Source organism: Amycolatopsis sp. DG1A-15b, from assembly GCF_030285645.1.
Classification (GTDB): domain Bacteria; phylum Actinomycetota; class Actinomycetes; order Mycobacteriales; family Pseudonocardiaceae; genus Amycolatopsis.
Genome location: NZ_CP127296.1, coordinates 8,136,895 through 8,162,742, shown reverse-complemented (window position 1 = coordinate 8,162,742; position 25,848 = coordinate 8,136,895). Strand labels below are relative to the sequence as shown.

Sequence of the window (25,848 nt, the reverse complement as noted above, 5' to 3'; positions counted from 1 at the left end):
GAGCTTACCGGCTCCCACCTGGTGGACCGTACGCCAAATCACATTTTAGGTTAGGTGATCCTAACTTACCGTGGGACCAGTGAGCCGATCTCTTCGTGTGGCCGTGGTGGGTGCTGGTCCTGCCGGCATCTACGCCGCCGACATCCTGGACAAGTCCGACGCCCACGTCACGATCGACCTGTTCGAGCGCATGCCCGCGCCGTTCGGGCTGATCCGGTACGGCGTCGCGCCCGACCACCCCCGCATCAAGGGCATCGTGACGGCGCTGGAGAAGGTGCTCTCGAAGCCGAACATCCGGCTGCTGGGCAACATCGACTACGGCACCGACATCAAGCTCGACGAGCTGCGCGAGTTCTACGACGCGGTGATCTTCTCCACCGGCGCGTCCGCCGACCGCGCGCTCGACATCCCGGGCATCGACCTGGACGGCAGCTACGGCGCCGCCGACTTCGTGTCCTGGTACGACGGCCACCCCGATGTGCCGCGCACCTGGCCGCTGACCGCGTCTTCGGTCGCCGTCCTCGGCGTCGGGAACGTCGCGCTGGACGTGGCTCGGGTGCTGGCGAAGACGGCCGACGAGCTGCTGAGCACCGACATCCCGGACAACGTCTACCAGGGGCTCAAGGCCAGCCCGGTGACGGACGTGCACGTCTTCGGCCGCCGCGGCCCGGCGCAGGCGAAGTTCACCCCGCTGGAACTGCGTGAGCTGGACCACTCGCCGAACGTCGAGGTCATCGTCCACCCGGAGGACATCGAGTTCGACGAAGGCAGCATCGCCGCGCTGCGGGCGTCGAAGCAGATCGACATGGTCGTGAAGACGCTGCAGGAGTGGGCCATCCGCGAACCGGGCACCCGGCCGCGGCGGCTGTACCTGCACTTCTTCCACTCGCCGGCCGAAATCCTCGGCGAGGACGGCCGCGTCACGGGCCTGCGCACCGAGCGGACCGAGCTGACCGGCGACGGCAACGTCCGGGGCACCGGCGAATTCCACGAGTGGGACGTCCAGGCGGTGTACCGCGCGGTCGGCTACCTGTCGTCGCACCTGGCGGAGCTCCCCTTCGACCACGCGGCGGGCGTGGTGCCGAACCAGGCCGGGCGCGTGCTGGACCTGGACGAGAACCAGCTGCCGGGCGTGTACGTGACGGGCTGGATCAAGCGCGGCCCGGTGGGCCTGATCGGGCACACGAAGGGCGACGCGGCGGAGACGATCGCGAGCCTCCTGGCGGACGCGGACACGCTGGCGGCCCCGAAGTACGCGTCCCCCGACGCGATCCTCGACTTCCTCGAAGCACGCGGAATCCCGTTCACCAACTGGGACGGCTGGGGCCGGCTCGACGCGCACGAGAAGGCGCTGGGGTCGGCGGCGGGCCGTGACCGGGTCAAGGTGGTCGAGCGCGAGGAGATGACGCGGATCTCGCGCGGCTAGGTCCCCGCGCCGAGGTAGGCGAGGACCGCCATCACGCGGCGGTTCGTGTCGTCCGACGCCGTGATGTCGAGCTTGGCGAAGATGTTCGCGGTGTGCTTGCCGACCGCGCCCTCGCTGAAGTGCAGCTTCGCGGCGATCGCGGCGTTCGAACAGCCTTCCGCCATCAGCGAAAGGACCTCGCGCTCCCGTTGCGTCAGGGCGGCCAGCGGGTCGGAGGCGTTGCCCGCCACCAGTTTCGCGATCACCTCGGGGTCCATCACCGTGCCGCCGGCGGCGACCCGGCGGACCGCGTCGATGAACTGCTCGGCGTTGAAGACCCGGTCCTTCAGCAGGTAGCCGATCGCGCCGGTGCCGTCGGCCAGCAGCTCACGCGCGTACAGCTGCTCGACGTGCTGCGAGAGCACGAGGATCGGCAACCCGGGGACCTCCCGACGGGCCGACAGGGCCGCCTGCAGGCCCTCGTCGGTGTTCGTCGGCGGCATCCGGACGTCCACAATGGACACGTCCGGGCGTTCCTCGCGCAAGGCCGCCACGAGTGCCGGGCCGCTGCCAACGGCTGCGACGACGTCGAAGCCGTGCGCGGTCAGCAGGTGTGTCAGGCCGTCTCGGAGGAGATATTGGTCTTCGGCGACGAGGGTTCGAGGTCGAGCTGACACGGGATCTCCAGGGTCGCCTTCGTCGGGCCGCCGATCGGGCTGGTCAGCGTCAACCTACCGTCGAAGGCGCCCAGCCGGCGCTCGATTCCCCGCAGTCCAGAGCCCCGGGCCGGATTCGCACCGCCCGGCCCCTCGTCGGTCACGACCACCGTCAGGAGGCCGTCGGCGAACTCCACGTCGATCGACACCCGCTTCGCGCCGTGCTTCGCCGCGTTGCCCAGCAGTTCCGACACCGCGAAGTACACGCACGCCTCCACCGGCTCCTCGACGCGTCCCGGCAGAGAGCCGGTGACCTCGGACTTCAGCGGGCTGTCCATGGCCAGCGCGCGCACGGCGTCCAGCAGCCCGCGTTCGGACAGCACCGGCGGGTGGATGCCGCGGATCAGCACCCGCAGTTCGGTGAGCGCCTCCGACGACGCCGCGCGCAGTTCGGCCGCGAGCCGTTTCGCCGCCGCCGGGTCGGTGTCCACCAGCGCCTCGACCGCGCCCAGCTTCATGCCCATCGCGACCAGCCGGGACTGGATGCCGTCGTGCAGGTCGCGCTCGATCCGGCGCAGCTCCGCCGCCTGCGTGACCGTGACGTCGGACCGGGTCTGCTTCAGCCGTTCGACGCGCTGGGCCAGCCGGGTCGACTCGGTCGGCCCGAACCACACGCGGGCGAAGCGGGCCTGCTGGCGGGCGAGCCACGGCGCCGCGGCCAAGCCGGCGACCACCATCGCCAGCATCACCGGGGTCTGCGCGAGCGCGCCCAGGTGCGTCGACACCTCGGGGAACGGGGACCAGTCGATGCGCGGCGACACGAACGGCCGCCAGATCCAGAGCGCCCCGAGGCCGATGAGCCCCCGGCTGACCAACGCCACCGTCGGCAGGATCAGGACGAACGAAACCAGCGGGGCGAGCAGACTGCCGGCGAGGTCGCGCCAGGTGGCGCGATCCCGGTAGATCCACCGCGTGCGGGCGTGCTGGACCGGCCAGAACGGCTCCTCGTACAACTGCCTGCCGACCTGGTAGAGCCCGTCGGCGCGGGGCACCGGCAGGCCGGGCGGCGGCAGGTACGGCCGCGCGATCTGCACCCCGGTCCAGTTCCCGATCTCGCGGCGCAACGTGTCCGTGATCGTCCGGTTCGCCAGCACCACCGGGGCGGCCATCGGCATGAAGAAGACCATGACGACCAGCTGGAAGATCGCGAAGACCAGCTGCACCACCGAAACCGCGAACAGCCCGACCTGGTGGCCCAGCGCTTCGCTGTGCCGGTGCAGCCAGTTCTTGCGCTTCGGCTCGACGGGCGGCCGCGGCCCGAGCCACCAGCGCGTCCACCGGCCGTAGCCGCGCAGCACCACCGGGCCGCCGAGCAGCACGGCGACCGGCAGCAGCAGCGTGCCCAGCGGGTTCACCAGCTGCCACAGGAATTCCCGGCCCGTGGCCGGGTCTTCCATCGCCCAGGTGAGCCGGTGCTGCCAGCTGATCCAGAACGCCCGCTTGTAGAGCTGGTTGCCGTCGCGGTACCAGCCGTCGCGCTCCCGCACGGGCGCCGGCGGCTCGAGCCGGTACGGCGCCTCGATCTCCACATCGCACCAGCGCCCGGCCAGCACGCGCATGCGCGCCGAGCGGCCACGAGCCCACAGGAGCGTGGGACCGAAGAAGAAGACCAGCCCGCCGCACAACAGCGCGAAGGTGAGCAGCTGGATCAGGACGTCCACCCAGCTGAGCAACGAGAACGCCGCCAGCGCGAACGCCCGGCCGATCGCACGCAGGTACGCCATCAGGCACCTCCTTTCCCCCGAGATCGTCGCCGACCGGCGCCGGACCGCGCACTGCCCCAAGCCCCACGAACGGGGTGGGTCCAGCCCCACCCCCGCCTCAGCAAAACGCTACCTGAGCTGGGGTTTCAGCGTCATTACGGAGACGGCCGCCGGTTCGTAGGTTCGGAGCCATGCCACTCATCGAAGTCACCGACCTCCGCAAGCGCTACGGCACCCGGGTCGCGGTCGACGGCGTTTCGTTCACCGTCGAGCGCGGCGAAATCTTCGGCATCCTCGGCACCAACGGCGCCGGGAAGACCACCACCGTCGAATGCCTCCAGGGCCTCCGCCAAGCCGACGGCGGCACGATCTCCGTCCTCGGGCTCGACCCGGCGACCGAACACGCGGCGCTGACCCGCCGCGTCGGCGTCCAGCTGCAGGAGAGCCGGCTGCCCGCGAAACTGCGGGTGCGCGAAGCCCTGGAGTTGTTCGCGTCCTTCTACCCGCAGCCGGCCGACATCGACGTCCTGCTCGACCAGCTGGACCTGCGCGACCACGCCCGCAGCTTCTTCGGGAAGCTGTCCGGCGGCCAGAAGCAGCGCGTTTCGATCGCGCTGGCGCTGGTCGGCCGGCCCGAGCTGGCGATCCTCGACGAGCTGACCACCGGGCTCGACCCGCACGCCCGCCGCGAAACCTGGCGGCTCGTCGAAGGCGTCCGCGCCACCGGCGTCACGGTCCTGCTCGTCACCCACTTCATGGACGAAGCCGAACGGCTCTGCGACCGCGTCGCGATCTTCGACGCCGGGCGCGTGGTCGCCACCGGCACCCCGACCGAGCTCCGCGCCGCGGCCGGAGCATCCACTTTGGACGACGCGTTCGTCTCGCTGACCAGGAGCGCCCGATGAGCACCTTCACCAAGATCACCGCCACCGAAACGAAACTCTTCCTCCGCTCACCGCTCACGGCGGTGGTGGGCCTCCTGCTGCCGTCCGGTCTCCTGCTGGGCATCGGTGCCATCCCCGGCATGACGAAACCCAGCGAGGCGGCCGGTGGGTACCGGTTCATCGACGCCTGGGTGCCATCGCTGATCGTCGTCACCCTCGCGGCGCTCGCGCTGCAGTCGATCCCGGGCGCCATCGCGACCTACCGCGAGCAGGGCGTGCTGCGGCGCCTGGCCACGACGCCGGCGCACCCGGCGAACCTGCTGGGCGCTCAGCTGCTGATCCACGTGGTGGTCGCACTGGCAGGCATCGGGCTCGTCCTCGGCCTGGCCGACGCGGTCTACGACGTCCCGATGCCGAAGCACCCGCTGGTCTTCCTCCTGACACTCGTGCTCGGGGTCGTCTCGATGTTCGCGCTGGGCCTGATCACCGCCTCGATCGCCCGCACGGCCAAGAGCGCGGGCGGGCTCGCGATGGTCTCGTTCGTGCCGATCATGTTCTTCGGCGGCGTCTACCTGCCGAGGCCGCTGCTGCCGGAGGTCCTGCGCCGGATCGGCGACTACGTCCCGCCGGGCTCGCAGGCGCTGCAGGACGCCTGGGTCGGCACCGGCGTGCAGCCGCTGCAGCTGGTCGTGCTGGCCGGCTTCGCCGTGTTCGGCACGGCACTGGCGGCCAAGCTCTTCCGCTGGGAGTGACGACCGCCTCCGCCAAAGTGGTGATGATCATCGTTTTCTCTTGTGGCGGGGCGACCCGGCCGGTAGCCAAGAGGGTGGCCCTGCTCAAACTGGAGGTTCGATGTCCCTGGACGTGTCACCCGCGTTGCTGGAGAAGGCCGAGCGCGGGGAGGTCACCGACGCCGAGTTCGTCACCTGCGTCAAGGAATCCCTGCCGTACGCCTGGGAGGTCATCACCGGCGTCATCGCCGACGCCGAGGGCGCCGCGGACGGCTTCGCCGACAACGAGACGCCGCCGCCGAGCGAGGCCGCCCGCGGGCAGCTGCTGCGGGCACTGGCCTCGGACGCGATCCGCGGCGGCCTCGAGCGGCACTTCGGCGTCAAGCTGGCGTTCCAGAACTGCCACCGGGTCGCCGTGTTCAAGAAGTCCGAAGACGGCACAGTGGACGGCGACCGCTACCGCGCGTTCGTCTCGCCGCGCGGCCAGCTGCTCAACCAGAGCCCGGAACTGCGGGACTGCTAGCTGTTCTGTCCGGGGAGGTTGCGATCGTGGCGACACGTGATCGGATGATCTTGGCGTGAGGGAGGGCCTCCGGGTTCGGTGTGGATTGCGACATCTGCACCGGTGACCTGGAGGCCCTCGTGACCCACGCTAACGCACCCCTGACCCCGACCGGGAGACTGCGCCTGGCCCGCTGCGTCGTCGACGATCAATGGCCGCTGCGGCGAGCCGCGGAGCGGTTCCAGGTGTCGGTCTCCACCGCCGCCCGAGGGGCGCGCCGCTACCGCAACCAGGGCGCTGGCGGGATGCAGGATCAGCCCAGCCGGCCGCGCACCAGCCCGAACCGCACCCCGACCCGGACCGAGCGGCGCGTCATCAAAGTACGGGTGCTCCGCCGCTGGGGACCGGCCCGCATCGCCTACCTGCTCGGCCTGAACCCCTCCACGGTGCATCGAATCCTGACCCGCTACCGGCTGGCCCGGCTGGCACACCTGGATCGGGCCACCGCCCGTCCGATCCGCCGCTACGAACACGCCGCACCCGGTGACCTGGTGCACGTCGACATCAAGAAGCTCGGCAACATCCCCGACGGCGGCGGCCACAAAGTCCTCGGCCGCGCGGCCGGCGGTCACAACAGCTACGCCCACCGCGATCCCGCCCCGGCCCCGCAAGCTCAGCAACCGCGCCAACCTCGGCTACAGCTACCTGCACAACGCCGTCGACGATCACTCCCGACTTGCCTACACCGAAATCCTCCCCGACGAGACCAAGGAAACCGCGGCCGCGTTCTGGACGCGGGCGCAGGCGTTCTTCACCGGCTACGGCATCACCGTCACCCGGGTGCTGACCGACATTCAAGCTTGGTGACGGCCTTGGGATGCTCGCTTGGCACGGCCGGCTGGGCGAGAATCCGGGGTTCCGGCGCCCGCTTGCCACCGCTTGTTGACCGAGTGAGGTTGTGACCTCTTGCCTGTTGATCGTGGGGCAAGCGGGGCCATCGCCGGGTGACGCGTCCTGTTAGGAACCCGGTGACCACCGACTTTCTGTGTGGATCCCTGTTAGCGAATGTCTGGTACGGCGTCCCCGCAACCGATGGCGGTGCCGGTGGTGTCCGCGAGCAGACAGGAGCCTCAGACGGTGCGCGTGTGGTTGGGAATCGACGTGGCCTGCCGGGCCGCACATCAAGCCAGTCTCGCCGATGAACGTGGCCGGTTCGCGTGGTCGGGCCGAAAGTTCCGCACCACGGTGGAGGACCTGCATCGGTTGTGGGCCATGCTGCCCGCCGGCGTTGAACCGGCCGCGGTCACGGTCATCATGGAGCCGACGCGCAACGCGTGGGTGCCGCTGGCGGCATGGTTTCGCCGCCAGGGCGCCACCGTGGTGATGGTGCCGCCCGAGCAATCGGCTGACCTGCGGTCTTACTACGCCAAGCACACCAAGTCCGACCGGCTGGACTCGAAAATTCTTGCCAAACTGCCGTTACTGCATCCCGACGGCCTGCACACCGCCGCCGGCCTCGGTCCGGGAGAATCGCTGCGGCGGGCGGTCAAACTGCGATCCAACCTGGTCAAACGACGCACCAGCGTCCTCGCCCGGCTCGACGCCCTCCTGGAACTGCTCGGACCGTCCTGGCATGCGGCCCTGGGAGCGGATCTGGCCAACAAGACCCCGCTGCGTTTTCTGGCCCACTACGCCGACCCACACCAGGTCCGTCGGCTGGGTCGGGCCCGCCTTGCCCGATTCCTGCACCGCCATTCCCGCGGCTCCTGGGGCGAAACCCAAGCCGACGGACTACTCGCCGCGGCCAACGAAACGCTCGCATTGTGGGCCGATGAACTCGATTACCCCGACCTGGCAGACGACATCGCCATCGAGGCACGGCTGGCTCTGCACCTCACCGAGGAGATCAAGGATCTCGAGGAGCGCATCAAGGTACTGCTGGCCAGGGCCGACCCTGCAGGCATCGTCCAGTCAGTTCCCGGCGTCGGTCCCATCCTGGCCGCGCAAATCCTCGGCAGGCTGGGCGACCCGAGCAGGTTCACCTCGCTGGCCGCTATCCGCTCCTACGCCGGGCTGGTCCCCGGCCTGAATTCTTCCGGCCTGAGCAGTCATCACAGCGGCCCCACCAAGTCCGGTGACGCTTGCCTGCGCGAAGCATTGTTCCTGGCCGCGCAGCACGCCCGCCGCACCGACCCCACCCTCGCCGCGAAGTATCACCGACTGATGACCGTGTCCGGCAAGCACCACAACTCCGCGCTCTGCCACATCGCCACGACGCTGCTCACCCGCATCGCTGCCTGCTGGAGACGAGGGGAGACCTACCAGCTCACCGACATCGACAACGCACCGATCTCCGTCGTCGAGGCTCGTCGCCTCATCACCGACCGCTACACCGTCCCCGCCGAACTCCGCGCCGCTCGACGCGCCACCCAGCAGCAAAAACGGACGGACCGACGACACAAGGAGTCGCACAGCGCTCCGACGAACGGCCCGTCCACCACCCAGCCTACGGACACCCACGCCGCTTGACATCCGTTAGGAACTCAACGGCTCTTGCTACCGCTCACGGCTCTGGCGCGACACGCTGCGCGACGCGGGCGTCATCCACAAACGCACCCGTCCTTACCGGCCGCAAACCAACGGCAAGGTCGAGCGGTTCAACCGGACCCTGCTCGACGAATGGGCCTACGACCGGCCCTACCACACCGAGACCGAACGCCGTGACGCCCTACCGGGCTGGTTGCACACCTACAATCACCGCCGCGGACACACCGCACTCGGCGGCACACCACCCGCCAGCCGCGTCCCCAACCTCACGGGTCAGTACAGCTAGCCCGCACCTCCGGCGCACCGGCGTCGCCCGCGTGCGCCGGAGGCTCGTTTCCCGCGTCCGGACGCTATGGGCTCAAGCGTCCAGCCCGGCGAGCAGGCGCGCGGTCGGCAGCCCGGTCTCGAGGTACTGGACGAAGAGCTCGTTGCTCAACGCCCACGGCGAGCGCCGTTGCCGGACCCGCTCGATCGCGGCCGGCACGCCGAGCCCGAGTTCGACGAGCGTCTGCGCGACGACGAGGCCGGACCGGTTGAGCCCGGCGTGGCAGCGCACCAGCGTCCGCCGGCCCGCGCGGACCGCCTCGGCCGCCAGTCCGGCGAACCGCTCGACGTCGGCGAGCTGGGCCTCGGTCAGCGGCCCGTCCGGCATCTCGGCGAAGTGGTGCTCGATGTCCAGCGACGGTCCGTGGCCCTCGCGCTCGTAGAGGCTCAGCACGAGGTCGAACTCGCGCCGCACGACGACCGGCTCCGCGCCCGCGCGAAAGTGCCCGCCCATCCACAGCCACGGCCCGACCTCGTTCCACGGGTCTTCCGGCGGCCGGTTGGACCGGTCCTTCTGACGTGTTTTCACGGCGGCCCCTCTCCCGGAAGGGGCAACGGACCGCCCGCCCGGCGAGTTCCGGCTCAGTTGACCGCGACCTCGTTGAACCACAGCCGCGGCTCCAGCCACGGGAACACCACGAACATCAGCAGCGCGATCACGCCGAGCACCAGCACGACCGAGATCGTCAGCTTCGCCGCGAACGGACCGGGGAGCTTCCGCCAGATCCAGGCGTACATCAGGCCTCCCCGATCTTCGAAAGCAGGTCGCCGTAGTTCTTGACCTGGCTCTTCGGCACCTGCTGGGTCAGCACCGAGGTGATGATGAGCCGCTCCTTGGCCGAGAACTGCGGGTGGCAGGTGGTGAGCGTGAGCAGCGCGGCCTGCTGTGCCTTCGGCAGCACTTCGGCGGCCTTGTACGGGACCGGGTTCACCGCGGTGCCCTGGCTGGGCAGCACGACCTTGCGGCCGAAGGTCTCGCTGTAGGCGCCGCCGTCCTCGGCGTTCTGGTCACGCAGGGTGGAGACGCCCTTGCACTTCGGGTCGGCGCCCTTGCCGGCGGCCCAGTCCTTCATCTCGTCGTCGTAGGGCAGGACCTTGTAGATGAAGAAGTCGGCGGAGGTCTCGATCACGATCTGGTCACAAGAGGAGAGGTTGTCCAGGTCGTTGAACGGGGCGCCCTTGCCGACGCGGTGGCCGGCCACCGCGAAGTTGCCGGGCTCGCCGGGCAGCGCCGTGCCCTTGTAGTGCCCGGGGCCGACTTCGAGGGCCGCGTCGTCCGTGCCCTCCTGGATGGTGAAGTTGTAGTCGACACCGAAGGTGGGGATGTGGATGCGCGCGAACGCCTTGCCGTCGATCAGCTCGGGGTGCAGCGTGCGGTCGTGCGCCCACTCGCCGTCGAGCTGGTCGCTCGCCTCGGACTGCTTGCCCGCCGAGAAGAGGTCGGTCACGTACAGCTCGTAGACCATGAACAGGAGCACGACCAGGCCCAGCGTGATGAGGATTTCGCCGGCCGTCCGGATCGCGACGCCGCCCTTGCCGAGCTCGGCCGGGGCCGGCTTCTCCTCGGTCGCCGTGCCGCCCTTCCCGACCGGGGCGAAGATGACGGTCTCTTCGTTCGCGCCGGGCGGCGGGGTCGGGCCGGTGTAGCGGCGGGGCGGCGGGCCCTGCGGACGCCGGGGTGGCTGGCCCTGGGGGCCGCGCCGGGGCGTTCGGGGTGGCACCTGGCCGCGCGGGGGCGTGGCGGGTCGGCCCGGTGACGGCGGCTGGCGCGGGGGCACGGGCTCGCGCGGGGGCATGGGCTGTCCGGGGTATCTGCGCCGGTCGTCTTCCGGTCCTTCGCGCGTAGCCACGCAAGCTCCTCTCAACCCGCGTCGAACCCTGGGTGACGCCCTTGTCACGGTCCGGGAAATCCGACCACTCCTGGCCGCTGCTTTCCTGCGGTCGTTTACGTTAACGTGTGCACGTGGCGCCGGTTGCGCACCCTCAGCGGGACATCGCCACCAGACGAGCCCGAAGAGCACCGCGAGGAACACACGATGCCCAAGTCCAAGGTCCGCAAGAAGACCGCTTACACCCCGCCTGCCGACCGGCGCACGCCGGTGAAGGTGCGGGCCGCCGGCCCAACCGGCCTGGCCTGGAAGATCCCGATGTTCGGGTTCATGCTGCTCGGCCTGGTGTGGCTGCTGGTGAACTACATCGCCGGGGACAAGATCTCCTGGATGGCCGATCTGGGCAACTGGAACTTCGCCGGCGGGTTCGCGCTGATGATCGCGGGCCTGCTCATGACCATGCGCTGGCGCTGATTATTACTCCGATCAGCGGCTTGACGTCGAATTACAGCGGTGTGACTCATCCCCAGTGTGGATAACCCCTGTGGATAACTACCCCACCTCCTGGGCGCCTCGTCAGGCCGTTGTGGTATCGGCCTGGGCGGTCACCGCGTTGCTGCTGGCCGGCGTGGTGACCGACGCGCTGACCGGCGACCGCGGTGGGCTGGTGCTGTTCGCCCTCGCGGCCGTCGCCGTCGGCGCGTTCGCCGCCCACGCCACGATCGTCCGGCCCCGGCTGGCCGCCGACGCCGAGGGCCTGGTGGCCCGGACGCTGGGCGGCACGCACCGGCTGCCGTGGGCGCAGACGCGCACGCGGCTGCGCACCACCAGACGACTCGGCCGCGACGGCGTCACGCTCGAGGTCGAGCACGAAGACGAGCTGTACGTCTTCGGGTGGCTCGACCTCGGCGAGGATCCCCGCGATGTCCTGGACGTCCTGAGCACGCTGCGGAGCTAGGCGCAGACGTAGTACCGGCCGAACGGGAACTGGACGAACTGGCAGCTCTCGGCCGGGAACTGCGAGCCCCGGTAGACGATCAGGCCGATGATCGCGACGGTGACGATCGCGATGCCGATCGCCTGCCAGCGCACCTGGCCGATCTCCGGGGCGTAGAGCAGCGCGACGGTGACCAGTGCCCCGGTCACCAGGCCGCCGGCGTGGGCCCAGATCGAGATGCCCGGGATGCCGAAGGTGATGAACGCGTTCAGCGCGAGCGTGATGATCAGGCCGGTGGGGTTGAGCCGCAGCTTCAGCACGGTGACCGCGTAGGCGCCCATCAGGCCGAACAGCGCGCCGGAGGCGCCCGCCGTGCCGGGGTACCCGCTGGGGTTGCCGAACAGCAGCACCGCCGCCGACGCGCCGAGCATGGAGACGAAGTAGAGCGCCAGGTAGCGGCCGCGGCCGCAGACCTGCTCCAGCGAGCGGCCCATCATCCACAACGAGAACATGTTGACCGCGATGTGGATGGGTCCGTAGTGCAGGAACCCGTTGGTCAGGATGCGCCACCACTCGCCGTGGCCGAGGGTCGCATCGCCGTAGAGGGCGCCGTGCTGGAAGGCCGAGGACAGGTCGTTGTCGTTCAGGCTGCCCGCCTGGACGACCGTGAGCAGGAAGACCAGGACGTTCACCGCGAGGATGACCTGGGTGACGAGCACCGACTGGGACAGCCGCGCGCCGAAGACGGTGCGCTGGCCGAAGCCGGCCTCCTGGTACCCGCGGTGCTGACGGCGCTGCTCCTGGCCGCCGGAGTGCACGCAGTCGGTGCACTGGAAGCCGACGGGGGCTTCGCGGAGGCAGTCCGGGCACGCCGGACGCCCGCACCGGGAACAGCTCAGTCCGGTCGGGCGGTTGGGGTGCCACCAGCACCCGGGGAGCGCGGCTTGTTCGGCGGCGGGGTTCGGCGGTTGGTTCACGATGCGACCAACCTACCGAAACCCGGTCCGCTCAGCCTTCGTGGTCGATCGTGACCTTCTCGATGACGATGTCGGTCAGCGGGCGGTCCGCCGGGCCGGTCGACGTCCGCGCGATCGCGTCGACGACGTTGCGCGACTCCTGGTCGGCCACCTCGCCGAAGATCGTGTGCCGGAAGTTGAGGTGCGTGGTCGGCGCGACGGTGATGAAGAACTGCGAGCCGTTCGTGCCGGGCCCCGCGTTGGCCATCGCCAGCAGGTACGGCTTGCTGAACTGCAGCTCGGGGTGGAATTCGTCGCCGAACTTGTAGCCGGGGCCGCCGCGGCCGGTGCCGGTCGGGTCGCCGCCCTGGAGCATGAAGCCGTCGATGACCCGGTGGAAGATCGACCCGTCGTAGAACGGGCCGGAGTTCGTCCCCGCCGCGTTGGGCTGGGTGTACTCCTTGGTGCCTTCCGCCAGCCCGACGAAGTTCGCGACCGTCTTCGGCGCGTGGTCGGGGAGCAGGTTCAGGTGGATGTCACCTTGGTTGGTGTGCAGCGTAGCTTTCACGTACTTCATCGTGCCATCTGCGGCGGGCGGCGCAGAAAAGGGGCACGATAGGTTACGGGTAACAGTGCAGTGTCAAAACGAATGATGAGGTGAAGCCCATGTCCCGGGCGACAGCCCAGGCCGTCGAGACCGCCGACAAACTCGTCACCGAGGGTGTCAAGCAGGGGCGGCGCGCGCAGAAGAAGCTCGCGAAGAAGACGGAACTGACCCGCAAGGAGCTCAAGAAGAGCTCGAAGGCCGCTCGCCAGGAGGCGCTCGCGCGCCTGTCCGAGCTGCGCAAGCCGGGTCGCAAGGCGAAGAAGGCCGCCATCAAGGCCGCGAAGGCGGCCGGCGAGTCGAAGCGCCGCGGCAAGAAGGACTTCAAGGCGGCGAAGAAGGACTTCTACGCCGCTCTGTCCGAGGCCAAGTCGGCCGCCAAGGGCACCCGCAGCCGGCGCAAGTGGCCGTGGCTGCTGGGCCTGGTCGTGGTCGGCGCGGGCGCCGCCTACGCACTGCGGTCGAAGCAGGAGCCGCCGGTCGCCCCGGCGCCCCCGAAGGCCACCCCGCCTGCGCCGAAGCCCGCCGAAGCGGCGAAGCCGACCCCGCAGGCGAACGGCAAGGCGCCGTCCGCGGCGCCCGCCGAAAAGAAGAACTGAACAAGACGCGAAGAGGCCCCCGGGGGTGCAGCCGGGGGCCTCTTCAGTCTTGCGATGACTCAGTCTTGCGGTGACTCAGTCGTGCCGTAGTTCGATCAGACGGCAGCGGCGTGCTTGTCGATCAGCTGGCCGAGACGCGGCAGCGCCTCCTCGACGTTCTTCTTGCCGTTCGGGCGCAGCTTGCCGTAGACCTTCTTGATGCTGTCGCGGTTGCTCTTCTCCGCGCGCGAGTCGGTGACGCTCAGCAGCGCGTCGGAAGCCTCATCCGAACGGCTGGACAGGTAGGCGCCGAAGTCGTTGCCGCCCTTGGCGCGGTAGTCGCCGTAGAACGGCTCGAGCGCGGAGGCGAAGTCCGGCAGCAGCGTGTCGACGGCCGAGGGGATGATGCCCGGCTTGATCTTCTTGACCGCGGCGAAGCCGGTCTTCACGACGGCACCCGAAACGCCGCCCTTGTCGGAGACCTCGGCGTCGACGAGGGTCTCGAAGTCGGAGACGACAGCCGGGCGACGGCCGGAGTCGAGCAGGATTTCCTTGAGGGTGTCAGCCACGAATCTTGTCCTTTGTCGTTGCAGAGTTGGTGCCCCGCCCCGGGGTGGGGGTCCCCGGTGGCTGCGGTGCGCGAGTCCACGAAGCCTGCGCGTGACGCACAGGGTAATACAAGATCAACATCACTCACCCGTGTGGAGGCCGCTACCTAGAGCTTCAGGGCAGCGATAGCCTTCTTGACCACTGTGCGTGCCTTGACGCTCTGCTTCTGGTTCGTGGACGCGATGACCGCCGCCGACCCCTTCGCGACCGCGTAGACGGCACCGTCGTCGGTCGACAAATAGCCCCCCTTCCAGCCGGAAGGGTCGCTGGCCGGGTTGGACGAGTCGAGCGGCGCCGCTTTGTTGACCAGCGCCGTCGCCGTTTTCGCGTCCCCGACGTACACACGGACGGTGAGCTGGATCTTCCCGTCCGGGCGGTAGAAAAAGCACGCCGGGTGCGGCTGGTCGGCGGACACGCGGACCTTCGACACGTGCTGGCCGTTCGACTCGGCCACGAATTCGCTGCCGAGGTACGGGCAATCCTCCGTCGCGCCCGGCTGGGGGTCCGGGGGCAGGCTGCCGGCGTTGCTCGAGTCCGGGGACGCCGAGGGCGGGCTGGGCGTCGCGGTGCCGGTCACGATGGTGGCGCTGCAGCCGGCCAGCAGGGCCACGGCGGGCGCGAGAAGTACGAGTCGTCGCATAGCGCGGACAGTCAACCACGAAGCATGTGTGAAACCCGCTGGCTGACGCCGCCGTGGCCACCGGGCGTGCGACGATGTCCACGTGCTCACCCCCGAGCAGTACCTCGGCGCGATGGCCGAGCGCATCCACCGGGCCGGTGGCCGGCTGAACTCCGTGCAGATCGGGCCCGCCACGGCCGTCGTCGGGCTGTTCACCGAACAGGTGCTGCTCACGACGATGAACTACTGCGTGATCGCCGCCGCCGTCCCCGAGGTCAGCGCCGCGGCGCTGTACGACTTCACCGGCCGCGCGACGCAGCACGCCCGCGCGAACCTGTCCGGCACCATGGGCTGGACGGCGGGGTCCGTCGTGATCGCCGGGCTCGTCGGCGGCCGCGTGTACCCGGACGCCGCGCAGGCCGCGTCGGCGAAGTCGGGCAACCAGTTCGGCGGCGAGACGCGGATGGTCGCGGTGGACCTCTCCGCCGGGCAGCTGTACGCGTTCGTCGGCGGCAAGCTCTGGGGCGCGGCGATGCAGGGCTCGGTCAACGCCAAGCTGACGTACTGCTTCCCGCAGCCCGCCGAGGTCTACCAGCAGGTCCAGTGGCAGCAGGCGCAGCAGCACCCGCAGCACCCGATGCCGGCGCCGGCGCCGCAGGTGCCGCCCCCGCCGTACGCCGGGCCGGCCGGCCCGCAGCCGCCGGTCTACCCACCGCCGGGGCACGCTCCCCAGCAGGGTCCGTACGGTTACTGACATGGTGCAGTTGCGCGGCTGGCCGTCGTTCCCCGGAGAACTCCCGGTGTTCACGCCCGAAACGGCACCACCGGACCCGCAGGCGTTGTTCCTCGAGTGGCTGACCGAAGCCGGCGAGCACGTGCTGGCGCCGCACGCCGTCACCTTGTCCACAGTGGATGCCGATGGCGCGCCCGACGCGCGCGTGGTCATCCTCAAGGACGTCGGCGCGGGCGGCTGGGCGGTCGCGACCAGTTCGGAAAGCCCGAAGGGCATCCAGCTGCGCAAGGACCCGCGCGCCGCGTTGACGTTCTTCTGGCCCGGCCGCGGCCGCCAGGTCCGGTTGCGCGGCCCGGTCTCCCCCGCCGTCCCCGAGGTGTCGGCGGCGGACTTCCTCGCCCGGCCGCCGGCGTCCCGCGTCGAGGCGTTCATCGGGCACCAGTCCCAGGTGCTGCACGATCCGGCGGACCTCGAGGTGGCGGCGGCGGAAGCGCAGCACTGGGTCGAGGAGAACCCGGACGTGGCCCCGGAAACGTGGACGCGGTACCTGGTGGATCCGGAGGAAGTCGAGTTCTGGCAGGCCAGTCACGACCGGCGCCACGTGCGGCTGCGGTACCGGAAGTCCGGCGACGGCTGGGTCCGCGAGCGCCTCTGGCCGTGACGGCCGCCCCGTTCGGGGGTATGCGGGTCCCGCGCCGGTGTGCGCATGATGCACCCATGCGCTCGAAGATGCTGACCGCCGGGCTGGTCCTGGCGCTGACCGCCGCACTCGGGGGTGTGGCCGCGGCCGACGCGCGTCCTGGGGGACGACCGGCGCTGGCGGATCCGCACCCGTGTCCCGGACAGCCGGGCTTCACGTGCTCGACCCTGACCGTCCCGCTCGACCACACCGGCCGCGTGCCGGGCACGCTGGCGCTGCCCGTGGCGACCGCGGACAACACGGCCGCGCCCAAGGGCGTCCTGCTGTTCCTCACCGGCGGCCCCGGCCAGGGCGGCGTCGGGACCATCACCCGGATCGCCAAGCAGCGGCTGCCGGAGGTCGCGCGGGACTACCGGATCGTCATGCTCGACCAGCGCGGCACCGGCCCGTCCGGGGCGTTGCGGTGTCCCGGCCTGCAGGCGGAGATGGGCAGTTCGGACATCGCGACCCCGTCGGCCGGCGCGGTGAAGGAGTGCGCGCGCATCCTCGGCGACACGGCACCGCTGTATTCGACCGACCAGAGCGTGGCGGACTTCGACCGGCTCCGGCAGGCACTGGGCGTGCCGAAGCTGGTCGTCGACGGCGTCTCGTACGGCTCCTTCACAGCGGCCCGGTACGCGATCGCGCACCCGGACCACGTCAGCAAGGTGATCCTCGACTCGGTGTTGCCGCACCACGCGACGGCGTCGGCTTCGCTGTACCTGACGGGGCTGACGGCGGAGGCGCGCGTGCTGCGCGCGGCGTGCGCGGTGGCTCCGGCCTGCGGTTACGACCCGGCCGAGGACCTGGCGTGGGTGGTCCGCCACCGCGGCACGGCGGACGGGGTGCGGATCTTCGACACGGTCGTGTCGTACGAATTCGCCGACCCGACGTACCGCGACCCGGCGGCGGGCGACGTCATCGGCGCCCTCCACGAAGCCCGCGGCGGCGCCCCGGCCCGCCTCGACGGTCTCTTGGAGGCCTACCGGTCCGGCGGCGACGACCCGGCCGCGTTCAGCGCCGGCCTCCACGCGGCAACGCTGTGCGCGGACGGGCGTTTCCCGTGGGGCACCGCGGCGACACCGCTCGCGCTCCGCCGCCCGCTGCTGTCGCTGGCCGCCCACGCGCTGCCGGAGTCGGCGACCTGGCCGTACACGACCGGCGTCGCGACGCAGCAGGGGTTCATCCAGAGCTGCCTCCCGTGGCCGGCGGAACGCCCGGCGTCGAACCCGGCTGGGCCGTTGCCGGACGTCCCGGTGCTGCTGCTCAACGGCGACCGGGACCTGTCGACGCCGCTGGAGTGGGCGCGCGAGGAAGCGACCCGGGCCCCGCGCGGCGAGCTGGTGATCGTGCCGGGCGAGTCGCACTCGATCCAGAACCGCGAGCGCGGCCACGCGGGGCGGGACGCGGTGATCAGCTTCCTGCGGTCCACGTGACCGGCAGCTCGTGGACGCCGTAGATGTTCATGTCCGTCCGCAGCTTCACCTCCTCGGCCGGGACAGCCAGCGCCAGGGTCGGGAAGCGGCGCAGCAGCCCTTCGAAGCCGGCGCGCATCTCGATGCGGGCCAGCTGCTGGCCGAGGCACTGGTGGACGCCGTGGCCGAAGGACAGCAGGCCGCGGGCGTTGCGGTGGATGTCCAGCGTGTCCGGGTTTTCGAAGCGCCGGGGGTCGTGGTTGGCCGCCAGCAGCGAGACGACGACCGTCGAGCCCTTGGGGATCGTTTCGCCGCCGAGCTCGAGGTCCTCCGTGGCGTAGCGGAAGAAGATGTCGGCCACGGACAGGTAGCGCAGCAGTTCTTCCACCGCGCCGGGCAGCAGTTCCGCGTCGGCGTGCAGTTCGGCGCGCTGCTCGGGGTGCTGCAGCAGCGCGAACGTGCCCAGGGACAGCATGTTGGCCGTCGTCTCGTGGCCCGCGAGCAGCAGCAGGAACGCCGCGCCGGTCAGCTCCTCGATGGTCAGGTCGTCGTGGCGGGCCAGGTCGGACAGGATGTCCTCGCCGGGGTCGGCGCGCTTGCTCGTGACCAGTTCGGACAGGTACGTGTTCAGCGCGATGTACGCGCCCATCTTCTCCTCGAGCGTCTGCTCCCGGACCATGAACTGGGCCGAGTTCGCCTGGAAGGTCTCCCGGTCCGCGTAGGGCACGCCGAGCAGCTCGCAGATCACCAGCGAAGGCACCGGGAGCGCGAACTCCTTGACCAGGTCGACCGGCGGGGCCAGCCGCGCCAGGTGGTCCAGCTGCCGCTCGACGACGTCGGCGATGTGCTCCTCCAGCTGCTTCATCCGCTTGACGGTGAAGGCGCCGGTGAGCTTGCGGCGCAGCCGGCTGTGGTCCGGCGGGTCCATCGCGATGAACATGCCCGGCAGCTGCGGCGACGGCTCGGTGGCGGCGGGCATGCCCGTCTCGTACGGCACGTGGATGACGTCGAGGTCCAGGCGGGAGCTGAACCGCGTGTCGGCCATCATCTGCCGGACCTCTTCGTAGCCGCTGACGAGCCAGCCCTCGTGCCCGTCGGGGAACACCAGCGGGCTGACCGGGCGGGCGTCGCGCAGCCGGGTGAGCGCGCTCGGCGGGTCGAAGGGCCCCGCGTCGCGGTCCATGGGGAGTCCGTGCGGGACGTCGGCCGTCTGGCTCATCGGCGTTCCTTTCGTGGTGGTGTGCCGACGACGATCGCCGAGCGGGCTGACACGGGCCTGACACGCCTCGGACACCGCCGCCCGTGGCAAGATCGGCCGCGTGCAGATCGGGATCCTGGGGCCCTTCGAAGTGCGCACGGCCGACGGCGTGCTCGCCGACGTGCCCGGCGCCCGTCTGCGGGGGCTCTTGGTCGCGCTCGCGCTCGAGCCGGGCCAAGTGGTCCCGAAGGGGACGCTCGTCGACTGGATCTGGGGTGAGCACCCGCCCGCCGAAGCGCCGAACGCCCTGCAGCGCCTGGTTTCCCGGCTGCGCAAGGCACTCCCCGAGGGGTCGGTCGACGGCCGGCCGACCGGCTACCGGCTGGTGGTGGCACCCGAGGACGTCGACGCCGTGCGCTTCGAACGCCTCGTCGGCCAGGCTCGGCAGGAAAACGATCCGCGACGGCTGCGCGAGGCACTCGCCCTCTGGCGCGGTCCGGCCATGCAGGACGTCGAACTGCCGGAAAGCGCGGCGTTCGAAGCCGCGGTCACCCGGCTCGAAGGGCTGCGCCTGGCCGCCTTGGAAGACCGGTTCGACGCGGAGGTCCGGCTCGGTCACGGCGCGGAGCTGGTCACCGAGCTGACCGACCTGGTCGCCGCGCACCCGATGCGGGAACGGCTCGTCGCCGCGTTGATGCGCGCGCTCGTCGCGACCGGCCGCGACACCGAAGCGCTGCTCGTGTACGAGCGCACGCGGGAAACCCTGGCCGACTCCCTCGGCGTCGACCCGTCTCCGGAGCTGTCCGAGGTGCACGTCGCGCTGCTGCGCGGCGAGCTGGGCCGGCGGGAAGAGACCCGGAAGACGAACCTGCGGGCCGAGCTGACCAGCTACGTCGGCAAGGACGCCGACGTCACCGCGGTCCGCGAGCTCATCGCCGACCACCGGCTCACCACGCTGATCGGGCCGGGCGGTTCGGGGAAGACCAGGCAGGCCACGGAAACCGCGCGCACGCTGCTCGGCGACCTGCCGGACGGCGCGTGGCTGGTCGAGCTGGCCGGGATCGGCGCCGGCGACGACGTGGCCCAGGCGACGCTCGGCGCGCTGAAGCTGCGGGACTCGCTCGTCGGCGAGGCACCGGACGCCGAGCCGACGGACCGGGTCATCGCCGCCCTGCGGGACCGTTCGATGCTGCTGATCCTGGACAACTGCGAGCACGTCATCGAGTCAGCGGCGGCGTTCGCGCACCGGGTGCTCGGGGAGTGCCGCCGGCTGCGGATCCTCGCGACGAGCCGGGAACCGCTCGGCATCACCGGGGAGGCGCTGTGGCAGGTCGCGCCCCTGGTCGTGCCCGCGGAGAACGCGGATCCCGCCGAAATCGAGGCCACGCCGGCCGTCCGGCTGCTGCGGGACCGGGCCGGCGCGGTGCGCAAGGACCTCGCGGTGGACGTCCGCACTCTCGCGCGCGTCTGCCGTGCGCTGGACGGGATGCCGCTGGCCATCGAGCTCGCCGCGGCGCGCCTGCGCACGATGTCGCTCGACCAGCTCGCGCACCGGCTCGACGACCGGTTCCGCCTGCTCACCGGCGGCAGCCGGACCGCGCTCCCGCGGCACCGGACGCTGCGCGCGGTGATCGACTGGAGCTGGGAACTGCTCTCCGAGGCCGAACGCGTCGTGCTGCGCCGGCTTTCGGTGTTCTCCGGCGGGGCGAGCTGGGAAGCGGCCGAGCGGGTCTGCGGCGACGACTCGGCCGACGTGCTCGACCTGCTGACCTCGTTGACCGAGAAGTCACTGGTCGTCGTCGTCGACGAGCGCTACCGCATGCTCGGGACCATCAAGGAGTACGCCGAGCAGCGGCTCGCGGAGGCGGGCGAGGCCGACGTCACCCGGCACGCGCATCTCGCGTACTTCACGGAACTCGCCGAGACGGCGGAGCCGCACCTGCGCCGCGCCGAGCAGCTGACCTGGCTCGCCACGCTCGAGGCGGAGCACGACAACATCACCGCGGCGATGCGCGGAGCACTCGCGGCGGGCGAAGCGGCCCAGGCGATGCGGCTCGCGGCGACCGCCGGCTGGTACTGGTGGCTCGCCGGGCACCGGGCGGAGGGCAACGAGCTGGTCATGGCGGCCACGGCCGTGCCCGGCGAAGTGCCGGACGAAATCCGCGGCGTGGTCTACACGTTCATCGTCCAGTTCGTGACGTCCGGGCAGCAGAGCGACGAATACCGCGCGGAAGACTGGATCCGCAAGGCGTACGAGATCAGCTTGAAGGTCGAAAACCCACGGCTGGCGTTGCGCTTCGCCGGCGCCCTGGAGCGGCTGCTGCACGGGCCGGACGCGGCCCTGTCGGCGTTCGAACCGCTGCTCGCCGACGAGGACCCGTGGGTGCGCGCGGTGGCCCGGCTGCAGCTGGGCAAGATGCGCATCCAGTTCGGCCACGGCGACCAGGCCGCAGACGCCCTCCTCGAAACGGCGGTCGCCGAGTTCCGCGCGCTCGGCGAGCGGTGGGGCACGTCGTTCGCCCTGACCGAGCTGGCGGATCGCATCGCCGTGCGCGGCGAGTTCACCGAAGCGTGCGAGTACTACGAGCAGGCCGTCGAGGTCGTGACCGAGGTCGGCGCCATCGAGGACGTCGTCCGGATGCGGTCGCGGCAGGCCCAGCTGTACTGGCTGCTGGACGACGAGAAGGCGAGCGCGGCCGCGTTGGCCGGAGCCCAGCTGGCCGCGGAGCGCGTGGCGTGGCCGAACGCGCTGGCCGAGCTGGCACTGGCCAAAGCGGAACTCGCACGCTGGAGCGGCGACACCGCCCAGGCGCGTCGCCAGCTCGACGTCGCCACGACGATGATGGGCGACGACGCCCAGCGCGCGAACGTCCAGGCAGTGGTCCAGGACCTGCTCGGCTACCTGGCCGAGGACCTCGCCGAAGCCCGTGCGCACCGCGCGGCGGCGTTCGACGCGGCGACCGAAACCGGACACCCGCTGACGATCTCGCAGGTGCTCGTCGGCCTCGCGGACCTCGCGCTGCGCACCGGCCAGGACGAGCAGGCCGCGCGGTTGCTCGGAGCGAGCGCGGGCGTCCGGGGCCTGCCGGACCAGTCGCACCCGGATGTAGCCCGGATCGAGGAGACCGCACGACGTCGCCTCGGTGACGTGGGGTTCACCGAGGCGACGCGGGCGGGGTCGGAAGCGAGCTGGCCGGAGCTGGCCGCGGTCACGCTCGCTTCTTGAAGGTGGACGACGCCCACAGGTAGCCGACGACGGCGATCCCGGCGCACCACGCGAGGGCGGCGATCAGGGTGCCGGTGGCCGGCGTCCCGTTGAGCAGCCCGCGCAGGGTTTCGATGATCGGCGTGAACGGCTGGTACTCCGCGAACTGCTTGAGGCCGGGCCCCATTTTGTCAGCAGGCACGATCGCGCTGCTGAAGAAGGGGAGCATGACCAGCGGCACCGAAGCCAGGCCCGCCGTTTCCGGCGTCTTCGCCGCCAGGCCCAGTGCGATCGTGAGCCAGCCGGTCGCGAACCCGAGGAGCACGACGACACCGAAGGCGCCGAGCCAGTCGAACAAGCTCGCCGCTGGGTGGAATCCCAGCAGGAAGGCCACCCCGAGGAGAGCCGCGATGGCGATCAGGTTGGTCAGCACGCTGGCGACGACGTGCCCGGTCAGCACCGCGCCCCGCGAGACGTCCATGACCTTGAAGCGGTTGATGATGCCCTTGGTCATGTCGGAGTTCACCGCGGTCGCGGTCGCGCCCAGCCCGTAGCAGACGGCCAGCAGCATCAGCCCCGGCGTCGCGTAGTCGACGTAGTTCACGCCGACGCTGAAGGCGTCTCCGAACATGTAGACGAACATCAGCATGACCACGACCGGCATCAGGATCGCGTTGAACACCGACATCGGATTACGGGCGATGTGCTTGAAGTTGCGGCGCAGCATCACGATCGAGTGGGAATTCATTTGGCCGGAACCTCCGTGGCGTGGCCCGTCAGGGCGAGGAAGACGTCGTCGAGATCGGGGGTGTGGACGGAGAGCTCTTCGGCGCTGAGCGCGTATTCGTCGAGCCTGTCCAAAAGGGACCGGAGCGATTTCGTGCCGCCGTCGCTGGGCACGCGCAGGGCCAGGGCCTCGTCGTCGCGCGTGGCGTCGGTGAGGATCCGCGCGGCCGCGTCGAGCTCGCCGGGGGTGGTGAACCGGAGCCGGACGTGGGTGCCGGGAATCCGGCGCTTCAGTTCGGCGGCCGTGCCCTGCGCGACCAGCCGGCCCTGGTCGAGCACGGCGATCCGGTCGGCGAGCTGATCGGCCTCTTCGAGGTACTGGGTGGTGAGGAAGACGGTCACCCCGTCGGCGACGAGATCGCGGGTGATGGTCCACATGGTCCGGCGGCTGCGCGGATCGAGACCGGTCGTCGGCTCGTCGAGGAAGATGACCCGCGGCCGGCCGACGAGCGTCATGGCGAGGTCGAGCTTCCGGCGCATCCCCCCGGAGTAGGTCGACGCGGGCTTGCGCGCCGCCTCGGTGAGGTCGAAGCGCTCCAGCAGCTCGGCGACGGTTTTCTTGCCCCCACCGCCCCGGCTCAGGTCCACCATCAGCTGCAGGTTTTCCTGCCCGGTGAGCAGTTCATCAACGGCGGCGAACTGCCCGGTGACGCCGATCGCCGCCCGCACGGCCTTGGCCTCGGTGGCGACATCGTGCCCGCCGACACGAGCCGTGCCGCCGTCGGCCTTTGTCAACGTGGTGAGGACGTTGACGGCCGTGGTCTTGCCGGCCCCGTTCGGGCCGAGCAGGGAGAAGATCGTCCCGGCCTCGACTTCGAGGTCCACGCCGTCGAGGACGGTTTTGTCTTGGTAGGCCTTCCGCAGTCCGGAGGCCGTGATCGCCAGGTCTGTCATGAGAGCCACTGTCGAGGGACGGCCTGACACGGCCCTGATTCGCCCCTGACACGGGTACGGAAACGGCCCGCACGCTGGTGCGGGCCGTTCGAGTTGTGGAGCTGAGGGGAATCGAACCCCTGACCCCCGCCTTGCAAAGGCGGTGCTCTACCAATTGAGCTACAGCCCCGGACGCGAGCGGCTCGCCGCCCGCGGAGTGAAGATCAGTTCTGGGAAGCGCCCGCCGGCTTGGCCGGGGTGGTGCCGTTGGTGGAGGGGACCGGCGCGGTCGCCTCACGCCAGAGGTCGGCTTCGGCCTTGGCCGCCTTGTTGCGCTTGACGACGAACAGAACGCCGCCCGCGATGACGGCGAGTGCCAGCAGCTTCTTCACCGAAGCCCCCTTCTCAGCTTGCTTCCCTTACCCCGCGATGTTACTGCACGGCCACGGCGCTGGTGTCGGGCACTCTTGGTTCCACGTGGAACCACTGGTAACGCATGTCACACACAGCGGGAAATACCTACCCCCGCCGGCTGGTTGTACCGAGTGGTCGGTGTGCCCACCGTGTCCCCCGGGCCTCACCTCATCGCCTTCGCGGAGTTCCGTCAGGCTGGAGCCGCGATGCGCCTTTCGCCGAGAGGCGACCGTGCGGCGCGCCGACCGTGACCGCTCAGCCCTGCCGGCCTTCTCTTCCCGGCAGGGCTGACCTGTATCCCGGTTACGCCGTGTGATCACGACGATCATCCGGTAGAGAACGGCCGTGCCCGAACAGCGCTAGCGCCGGACTCGCGATCCGGCTGAGGCTGAGCGCGTGTCAGAGATGCAGAAGACGCCGTCCGCTGTCGAAGCGCTGAAGTACCAAGGTGATCCGCTCGCCGACGCGGTGATCGCCGATCTGGTGGCCGGCGGAACGACCCGGGCGGTCAACGAGGTGCTGGCCCATTTCCGCGAAAACGACCAGCCCATCCCCGAAGACCTGCCCGAGCCGGTGCGCCGTTACCTCCTGGCCACGGACGCCCCGCCGGCGTGGGCCGACCTCGACCGCATCGCGGGCGCGTACGAGTTCTTCGTGGACGACGGGGTGCACGTCGCCTCGGTGCTGTCGTTCGGCGCGATGGTCAACTGCTACGCCCAGCCACGGCCGTCGCGCGTGCTGTCGCTCACGCACCGGCTCAACCAGCCCCATCGCCGGCTGTCGGAGACGTCGCAGTTCGTGCTGAACCTGATGGGCCACAACCCGTTCGGCTCCGGCGGTCACTTCGTGCCCACGATCCAGAAGACACGGTTGATCCACGCGGCCGTGCGCTACTTCATCACCCGATCCGGCGAGTGGGACGTCGAAGCGGACGGCGTGCCGTGTGCCAGCAGGACATGCTGGGCGCGTTGCTCATCTTTTCGGTCCAGGTCATCGCCGGAATGCGCCGGATCGGCATCGCGGTCACCGACCGCGAAGCCGAGGACTACTACTACGTCTGGCGAGTGACCGGAGCCCTGCTCGGCATCCCGGCCGACGCCATGCCGGAAACCCTCGTCGAGGCCGAAGCGCTGAACGCCCAGCTCGTCGAGGCGAGTTACGGACCGTCCGCCGAGGGAATCGAGCTCACCCGCAACCTGCTGCACCTGTACGAAAACCTGGTACCCGGCAAGGCGTTCGACGGCGTGGTCGCCGCGATGGTCCGCCAGGTGGTGACCCCGCAGGTCGCCGACTGGCTCGAGGTACCGAACTCCCGCGCCTGGAGCCGCACGGTCAGCGCCGGCGTGCGCGTGATGCGGCTGCTCGAGCGCTCGGAAGACCGCAGCCGCGCGGCGACGGCGGTGCTCGACAGGGCGGGAAGCCTCCTGCTGACCGGAAGCGTGCGAACACTGACCGACGGACAGCCGACCACCCTCGCCGTCCCCTCGGACCTCCGGGAGAAGTGGCTGGCCGCCGGAATCTGCCCGATGGCACCACCGAAGGCAGACCAGGGCGGCGAGTAGGCGACAGGCAGCAAAAAGCCCGACCCACCGACTAGGTGA

Annotated in this window: 26 protein-coding genes, 1 tRNA gene and 2 pseudogenes; 15 read left to right on the top strand and 14 right to left on the bottom strand. The window is 70.4% G+C overall.

Annotation, left to right across the window (positions count from 1 at the left end; all coding sequences use genetic code 11):
• Nucleotides 1-106: 106 nt before the first annotated feature.
• Entirely contained in the window at nucleotides 107-1,426 is a 1,320-nt protein-coding gene (locus tag QRY02_RS37735) for an FAD-dependent oxidoreductase (RefSeq protein ID WP_285987537.1), read from the top strand.
• Here the strand turns inward: QRY02_RS37735 and QRY02_RS37730 are convergent.
• Nucleotides 1,423-2,082: a response regulator gene (locus QRY02_RS37730; RefSeq protein ID WP_285987536.1), complete on the bottom strand. Its 660-nt coding sequence runs from the start codon at nucleotides 2,080-2,082 to the stop codon at nucleotides 1,423-1,425. The two genes, QRY02_RS37735 and QRY02_RS37730, sit on opposite strands and share 4 nt — an antisense overlap.
• A complete protein-coding gene (locus tag QRY02_RS37725; protein ID WP_285987535.1) occupies nucleotides 2,022-3,845 on the bottom strand; it encodes a sensor histidine kinase in 1,824 nt (607 codons plus the stop codon). The genes QRY02_RS37730 and QRY02_RS37725 overlap by 61 nt, the downstream gene beginning before the upstream one ends.
• Before the next feature lie 170 nt (nucleotides 3,846-4,015).
• Between QRY02_RS37725 and QRY02_RS37720 the strand changes: the two genes are divergently transcribed.
• The 6 genes and pseudogenes from QRY02_RS37720 to QRY02_RS37695 form a co-directional block, all read left to right on the top strand.
• A complete protein-coding gene (locus tag QRY02_RS37720; protein WP_285987534.1) occupies nucleotides 4,016-4,729 on the top strand; it encodes an ABC transporter ATP-binding protein in 714 nt (237 codons plus the stop codon).
• On the top strand, nucleotides 4,726-5,460 hold the full coding sequence (locus QRY02_RS37715) for an ABC transporter permease (RefSeq protein ID WP_285987533.1): 735 nt from the start codon (nucleotides 4,726-4,728) through the stop codon (nucleotides 5,458-5,460). Before QRY02_RS37720 ends, QRY02_RS37715 begins: the two co-directional genes overlap by 4 nt.
• A gap of 100 nt (nucleotides 5,461-5,560) precedes the next feature.
• On the top strand, nucleotides 5,561-5,962 hold the full coding sequence (locus QRY02_RS37710; protein ID WP_285987532.1) for an SCO5389 family protein: 402 nt from the start codon (nucleotides 5,561-5,563) through the stop codon (nucleotides 5,960-5,962).
• A gap of 119 nt (nucleotides 5,963-6,081) precedes the next feature.
• Nucleotides 6,082-6,793: pseudogene (locus QRY02_RS37705) on the top strand (helix-turn-helix domain-containing protein); the annotation flags it as partial.
• Nucleotides 6,794-7,078: 285 nt separating this feature from the next.
• Nucleotides 7,079-8,470: an IS110 family RNA-guided transposase gene (locus QRY02_RS37700; protein ID WP_285987531.1), complete on the top strand. Its 1,392-nt coding sequence runs from the start codon at nucleotides 7,079-7,081 to the stop codon at nucleotides 8,468-8,470.
• A gap of 16 nt (nucleotides 8,471-8,486) precedes the next feature.
• Nucleotides 8,487-8,774: pseudogene (locus QRY02_RS37695) on the top strand (integrase core domain-containing protein); the annotation flags it as partial.
• A 72-nt stretch (nucleotides 8,775-8,846) separates the two neighbouring features.
• Here QRY02_RS37695 and QRY02_RS37690 read toward each other — a convergent pair.
• Genes QRY02_RS37690 through QRY02_RS37680 form a run of 3 tightly spaced genes read right to left on the bottom strand, consistent with a single transcriptional unit; the run spans nucleotide 8,847 to nucleotide 10,608 of the window.
• Complete coding sequence (locus tag QRY02_RS37690) at nucleotides 8,847-9,341, bottom strand: protein-tyrosine phosphatase family protein (protein ID WP_285987530.1); 495 nt, start codon at nucleotides 9,339-9,341, stop codon at nucleotides 8,847-8,849.
• Between the two features lie 53 nt (nucleotides 9,342-9,394).
• On the bottom strand, nucleotides 9,395-9,550 hold the full coding sequence (locus QRY02_RS37685; RefSeq protein WP_086853103.1) for a hypothetical protein: 156 nt from the start codon (nucleotides 9,548-9,550) through the stop codon (nucleotides 9,395-9,397).
• Nucleotides 9,550-10,608 carry a class E sortase gene (locus QRY02_RS37680; protein ID WP_285987529.1) on the bottom strand — a complete coding sequence of 353 codons (1,059 nt, stop codon included), beginning with the start codon at nucleotides 10,606-10,608 and terminating at the stop codon, nucleotides 9,550-9,552. Before QRY02_RS37680 ends, QRY02_RS37685 begins: the two co-directional genes overlap by 1 nt.
• 240 nt (nucleotides 10,609-10,848) lie before the next feature.
• Between QRY02_RS37680 and crgA the strand changes: the two genes are divergently transcribed.
• Together crgA and QRY02_RS37670 are read left to right on the top strand one after the other, a co-directional pair.
• Nucleotides 10,849-11,115, top strand: a complete 267-nt coding sequence (crgA, locus tag QRY02_RS37675; RefSeq protein WP_285987528.1) for a cell division protein CrgA — start codon at nucleotides 10,849-10,851, stop codon at nucleotides 11,113-11,115.
• 70 nt (nucleotides 11,116-11,185) lie between these two features.
• Nucleotides 11,186-11,599, top strand: a complete 414-nt coding sequence (locus QRY02_RS37670; protein ID WP_285987527.1) for a PH domain-containing protein — start codon at nucleotides 11,186-11,188, stop codon at nucleotides 11,597-11,599.
• Here the strand turns inward: QRY02_RS37670 and QRY02_RS37665 are convergent.
• The gene (locus QRY02_RS37665; RefSeq protein ID WP_285987526.1) at nucleotides 11,596-12,555 is read right to left on the bottom strand and encodes a rhomboid family intramembrane serine protease; all 960 of its coding nucleotides are present in this window, start codon (nucleotides 12,553-12,555) and stop codon (nucleotides 11,596-11,598) included. The two genes, QRY02_RS37670 and QRY02_RS37665, sit on opposite strands and share 4 nt — an antisense overlap.
• A 31-nt stretch (nucleotides 12,556-12,586) precedes the next feature.
• Nucleotides 12,587-13,111, bottom strand: a complete 525-nt coding sequence (locus QRY02_RS37660; protein ID WP_285987525.1) for a peptidylprolyl isomerase — start codon at nucleotides 13,109-13,111, stop codon at nucleotides 12,587-12,589.
• Nucleotides 13,112-13,200: 89 nt separating this feature from the next.
• Here QRY02_RS37660 and QRY02_RS37655 point away from each other — a divergent pair, with 89 nt between their 5' ends.
• Nucleotides 13,201-13,737 carry a hypothetical protein gene (locus tag QRY02_RS37655; RefSeq protein ID WP_285987524.1) on the top strand — a complete coding sequence of 179 codons (537 nt, stop codon included), beginning with the start codon at nucleotides 13,201-13,203 and terminating at the stop codon, nucleotides 13,735-13,737.
• A gap of 95 nt (nucleotides 13,738-13,832) precedes the next feature.
• On the opposite strand, the gene QRY02_RS37650 is transcribed toward QRY02_RS37655, so the two are convergent.
• Both QRY02_RS37650 and QRY02_RS37645 read right to left on the bottom strand, forming a co-directional pair.
• On the bottom strand, nucleotides 13,833-14,285 hold the full coding sequence (locus QRY02_RS37650; protein ID WP_285987523.1) for a DUF6918 family protein: 453 nt from the start codon (nucleotides 14,283-14,285) through the stop codon (nucleotides 13,833-13,835).
• 146 nt (nucleotides 14,286-14,431) lie between these two features.
• On the bottom strand, nucleotides 14,432-14,965 hold the full coding sequence (locus QRY02_RS37645) for a DUF2020 domain-containing protein (protein WP_285987522.1): 534 nt from the start codon (nucleotides 14,963-14,965) through the stop codon (nucleotides 14,432-14,434).
• An 82-nt stretch (nucleotides 14,966-15,047) separates the two neighbouring features.
• Here QRY02_RS37645 and QRY02_RS37640 point away from each other — a divergent pair, with 82 nt between their 5' ends.
• Genes QRY02_RS37640 through QRY02_RS37630 form a run of 3 tightly spaced genes read left to right on the top strand, consistent with a single transcriptional unit; the run spans nucleotide 15,048 to nucleotide 17,792 of the window.
• Nucleotides 15,048-15,698, top strand: a complete 651-nt coding sequence (locus tag QRY02_RS37640; RefSeq protein ID WP_285987521.1) for a hypothetical protein — start codon at nucleotides 15,048-15,050, stop codon at nucleotides 15,696-15,698.
• Between the two features lies 1 nt (nucleotide 15,699).
• Nucleotides 15,700-16,338 (top strand): pyridoxine/pyridoxamine 5'-phosphate oxidase, encoded by a 639-nt coding sequence (locus QRY02_RS37635; RefSeq protein WP_285987520.1) that lies wholly within the window; start codon nucleotides 15,700-15,702, stop codon nucleotides 16,336-16,338.
• 56 nt (nucleotides 16,339-16,394) lie between these two features.
• Nucleotides 16,395-17,792: an alpha/beta fold hydrolase gene (locus tag QRY02_RS37630; RefSeq protein WP_285987519.1), complete on the top strand. Its 1,398-nt coding sequence runs from the start codon at nucleotides 16,395-16,397 to the stop codon at nucleotides 17,790-17,792.
• Here the strand turns inward: QRY02_RS37630 and QRY02_RS37625 are convergent.
• A complete protein-coding gene (locus tag QRY02_RS37625) occupies nucleotides 17,770-18,990 on the bottom strand; it encodes a cytochrome P450 (RefSeq protein ID WP_285987518.1) in 1,221 nt (406 codons plus the stop codon). The two genes, QRY02_RS37630 and QRY02_RS37625, sit on opposite strands and share 23 nt — an antisense overlap.
• A 100-nt stretch (nucleotides 18,991-19,090) precedes the next feature.
• On the opposite strand from QRY02_RS37625, the gene QRY02_RS37620 reads away from it, so the two are divergent.
• Nucleotides 19,091-22,195, top strand: coding sequence for an ATP-binding protein (locus QRY02_RS37620; protein ID WP_285987517.1), 3,105 nt, complete (start codon nucleotides 19,091-19,093; stop codon nucleotides 22,193-22,195).
• Here QRY02_RS37620 and QRY02_RS37615 read toward each other — a convergent pair.
• The 4 genes from QRY02_RS37615 to QRY02_RS37600 all read right to left on the bottom strand — a co-directional run bounded on the left by QRY02_RS37615 (nucleotide 22,179) and on the right by QRY02_RS37600 (nucleotide 24,225).
• Nucleotides 22,179-22,922 carry an ABC transporter permease gene (locus QRY02_RS37615; protein ID WP_285987516.1) on the bottom strand — a complete coding sequence of 248 codons (744 nt, stop codon included), beginning with the start codon at nucleotides 22,920-22,922 and terminating at the stop codon, nucleotides 22,179-22,181. The two genes, QRY02_RS37620 and QRY02_RS37615, sit on opposite strands and share 17 nt — an antisense overlap.
• Nucleotides 22,919-23,854 (bottom strand): ATP-binding cassette domain-containing protein, encoded by a 936-nt coding sequence (locus QRY02_RS37610; protein WP_285987515.1) that lies wholly within the window; start codon nucleotides 23,852-23,854, stop codon nucleotides 22,919-22,921. The genes QRY02_RS37615 and QRY02_RS37610 overlap by 4 nt, the downstream gene beginning before the upstream one ends.
• A gap of 96 nt (nucleotides 23,855-23,950) precedes the next feature.
• Nucleotides 23,951-24,023, bottom strand: a tRNA-Ala gene (locus QRY02_RS37605).
• Nucleotides 24,024-24,057: 34 nt separating this feature from the next.
• A complete protein-coding gene (locus tag QRY02_RS37600; RefSeq protein ID WP_285987514.1) occupies nucleotides 24,058-24,225 on the bottom strand; it encodes a DLW-39 family protein in 168 nt (55 codons plus the stop codon).
• A gap of 633 nt (nucleotides 24,226-24,858) precedes the next feature.
• Here QRY02_RS37600 and QRY02_RS37595 point away from each other — a divergent pair.
• On the top strand, nucleotides 24,859-25,809 hold the full coding sequence (locus tag QRY02_RS37595; RefSeq protein WP_353068064.1) for an oxygenase MpaB family protein: 951 nt from the start codon (nucleotides 24,859-24,861) through the stop codon (nucleotides 25,807-25,809).
• The last annotated feature ends 39 nt before the right edge of the window (nucleotides 25,810-25,848 follow it).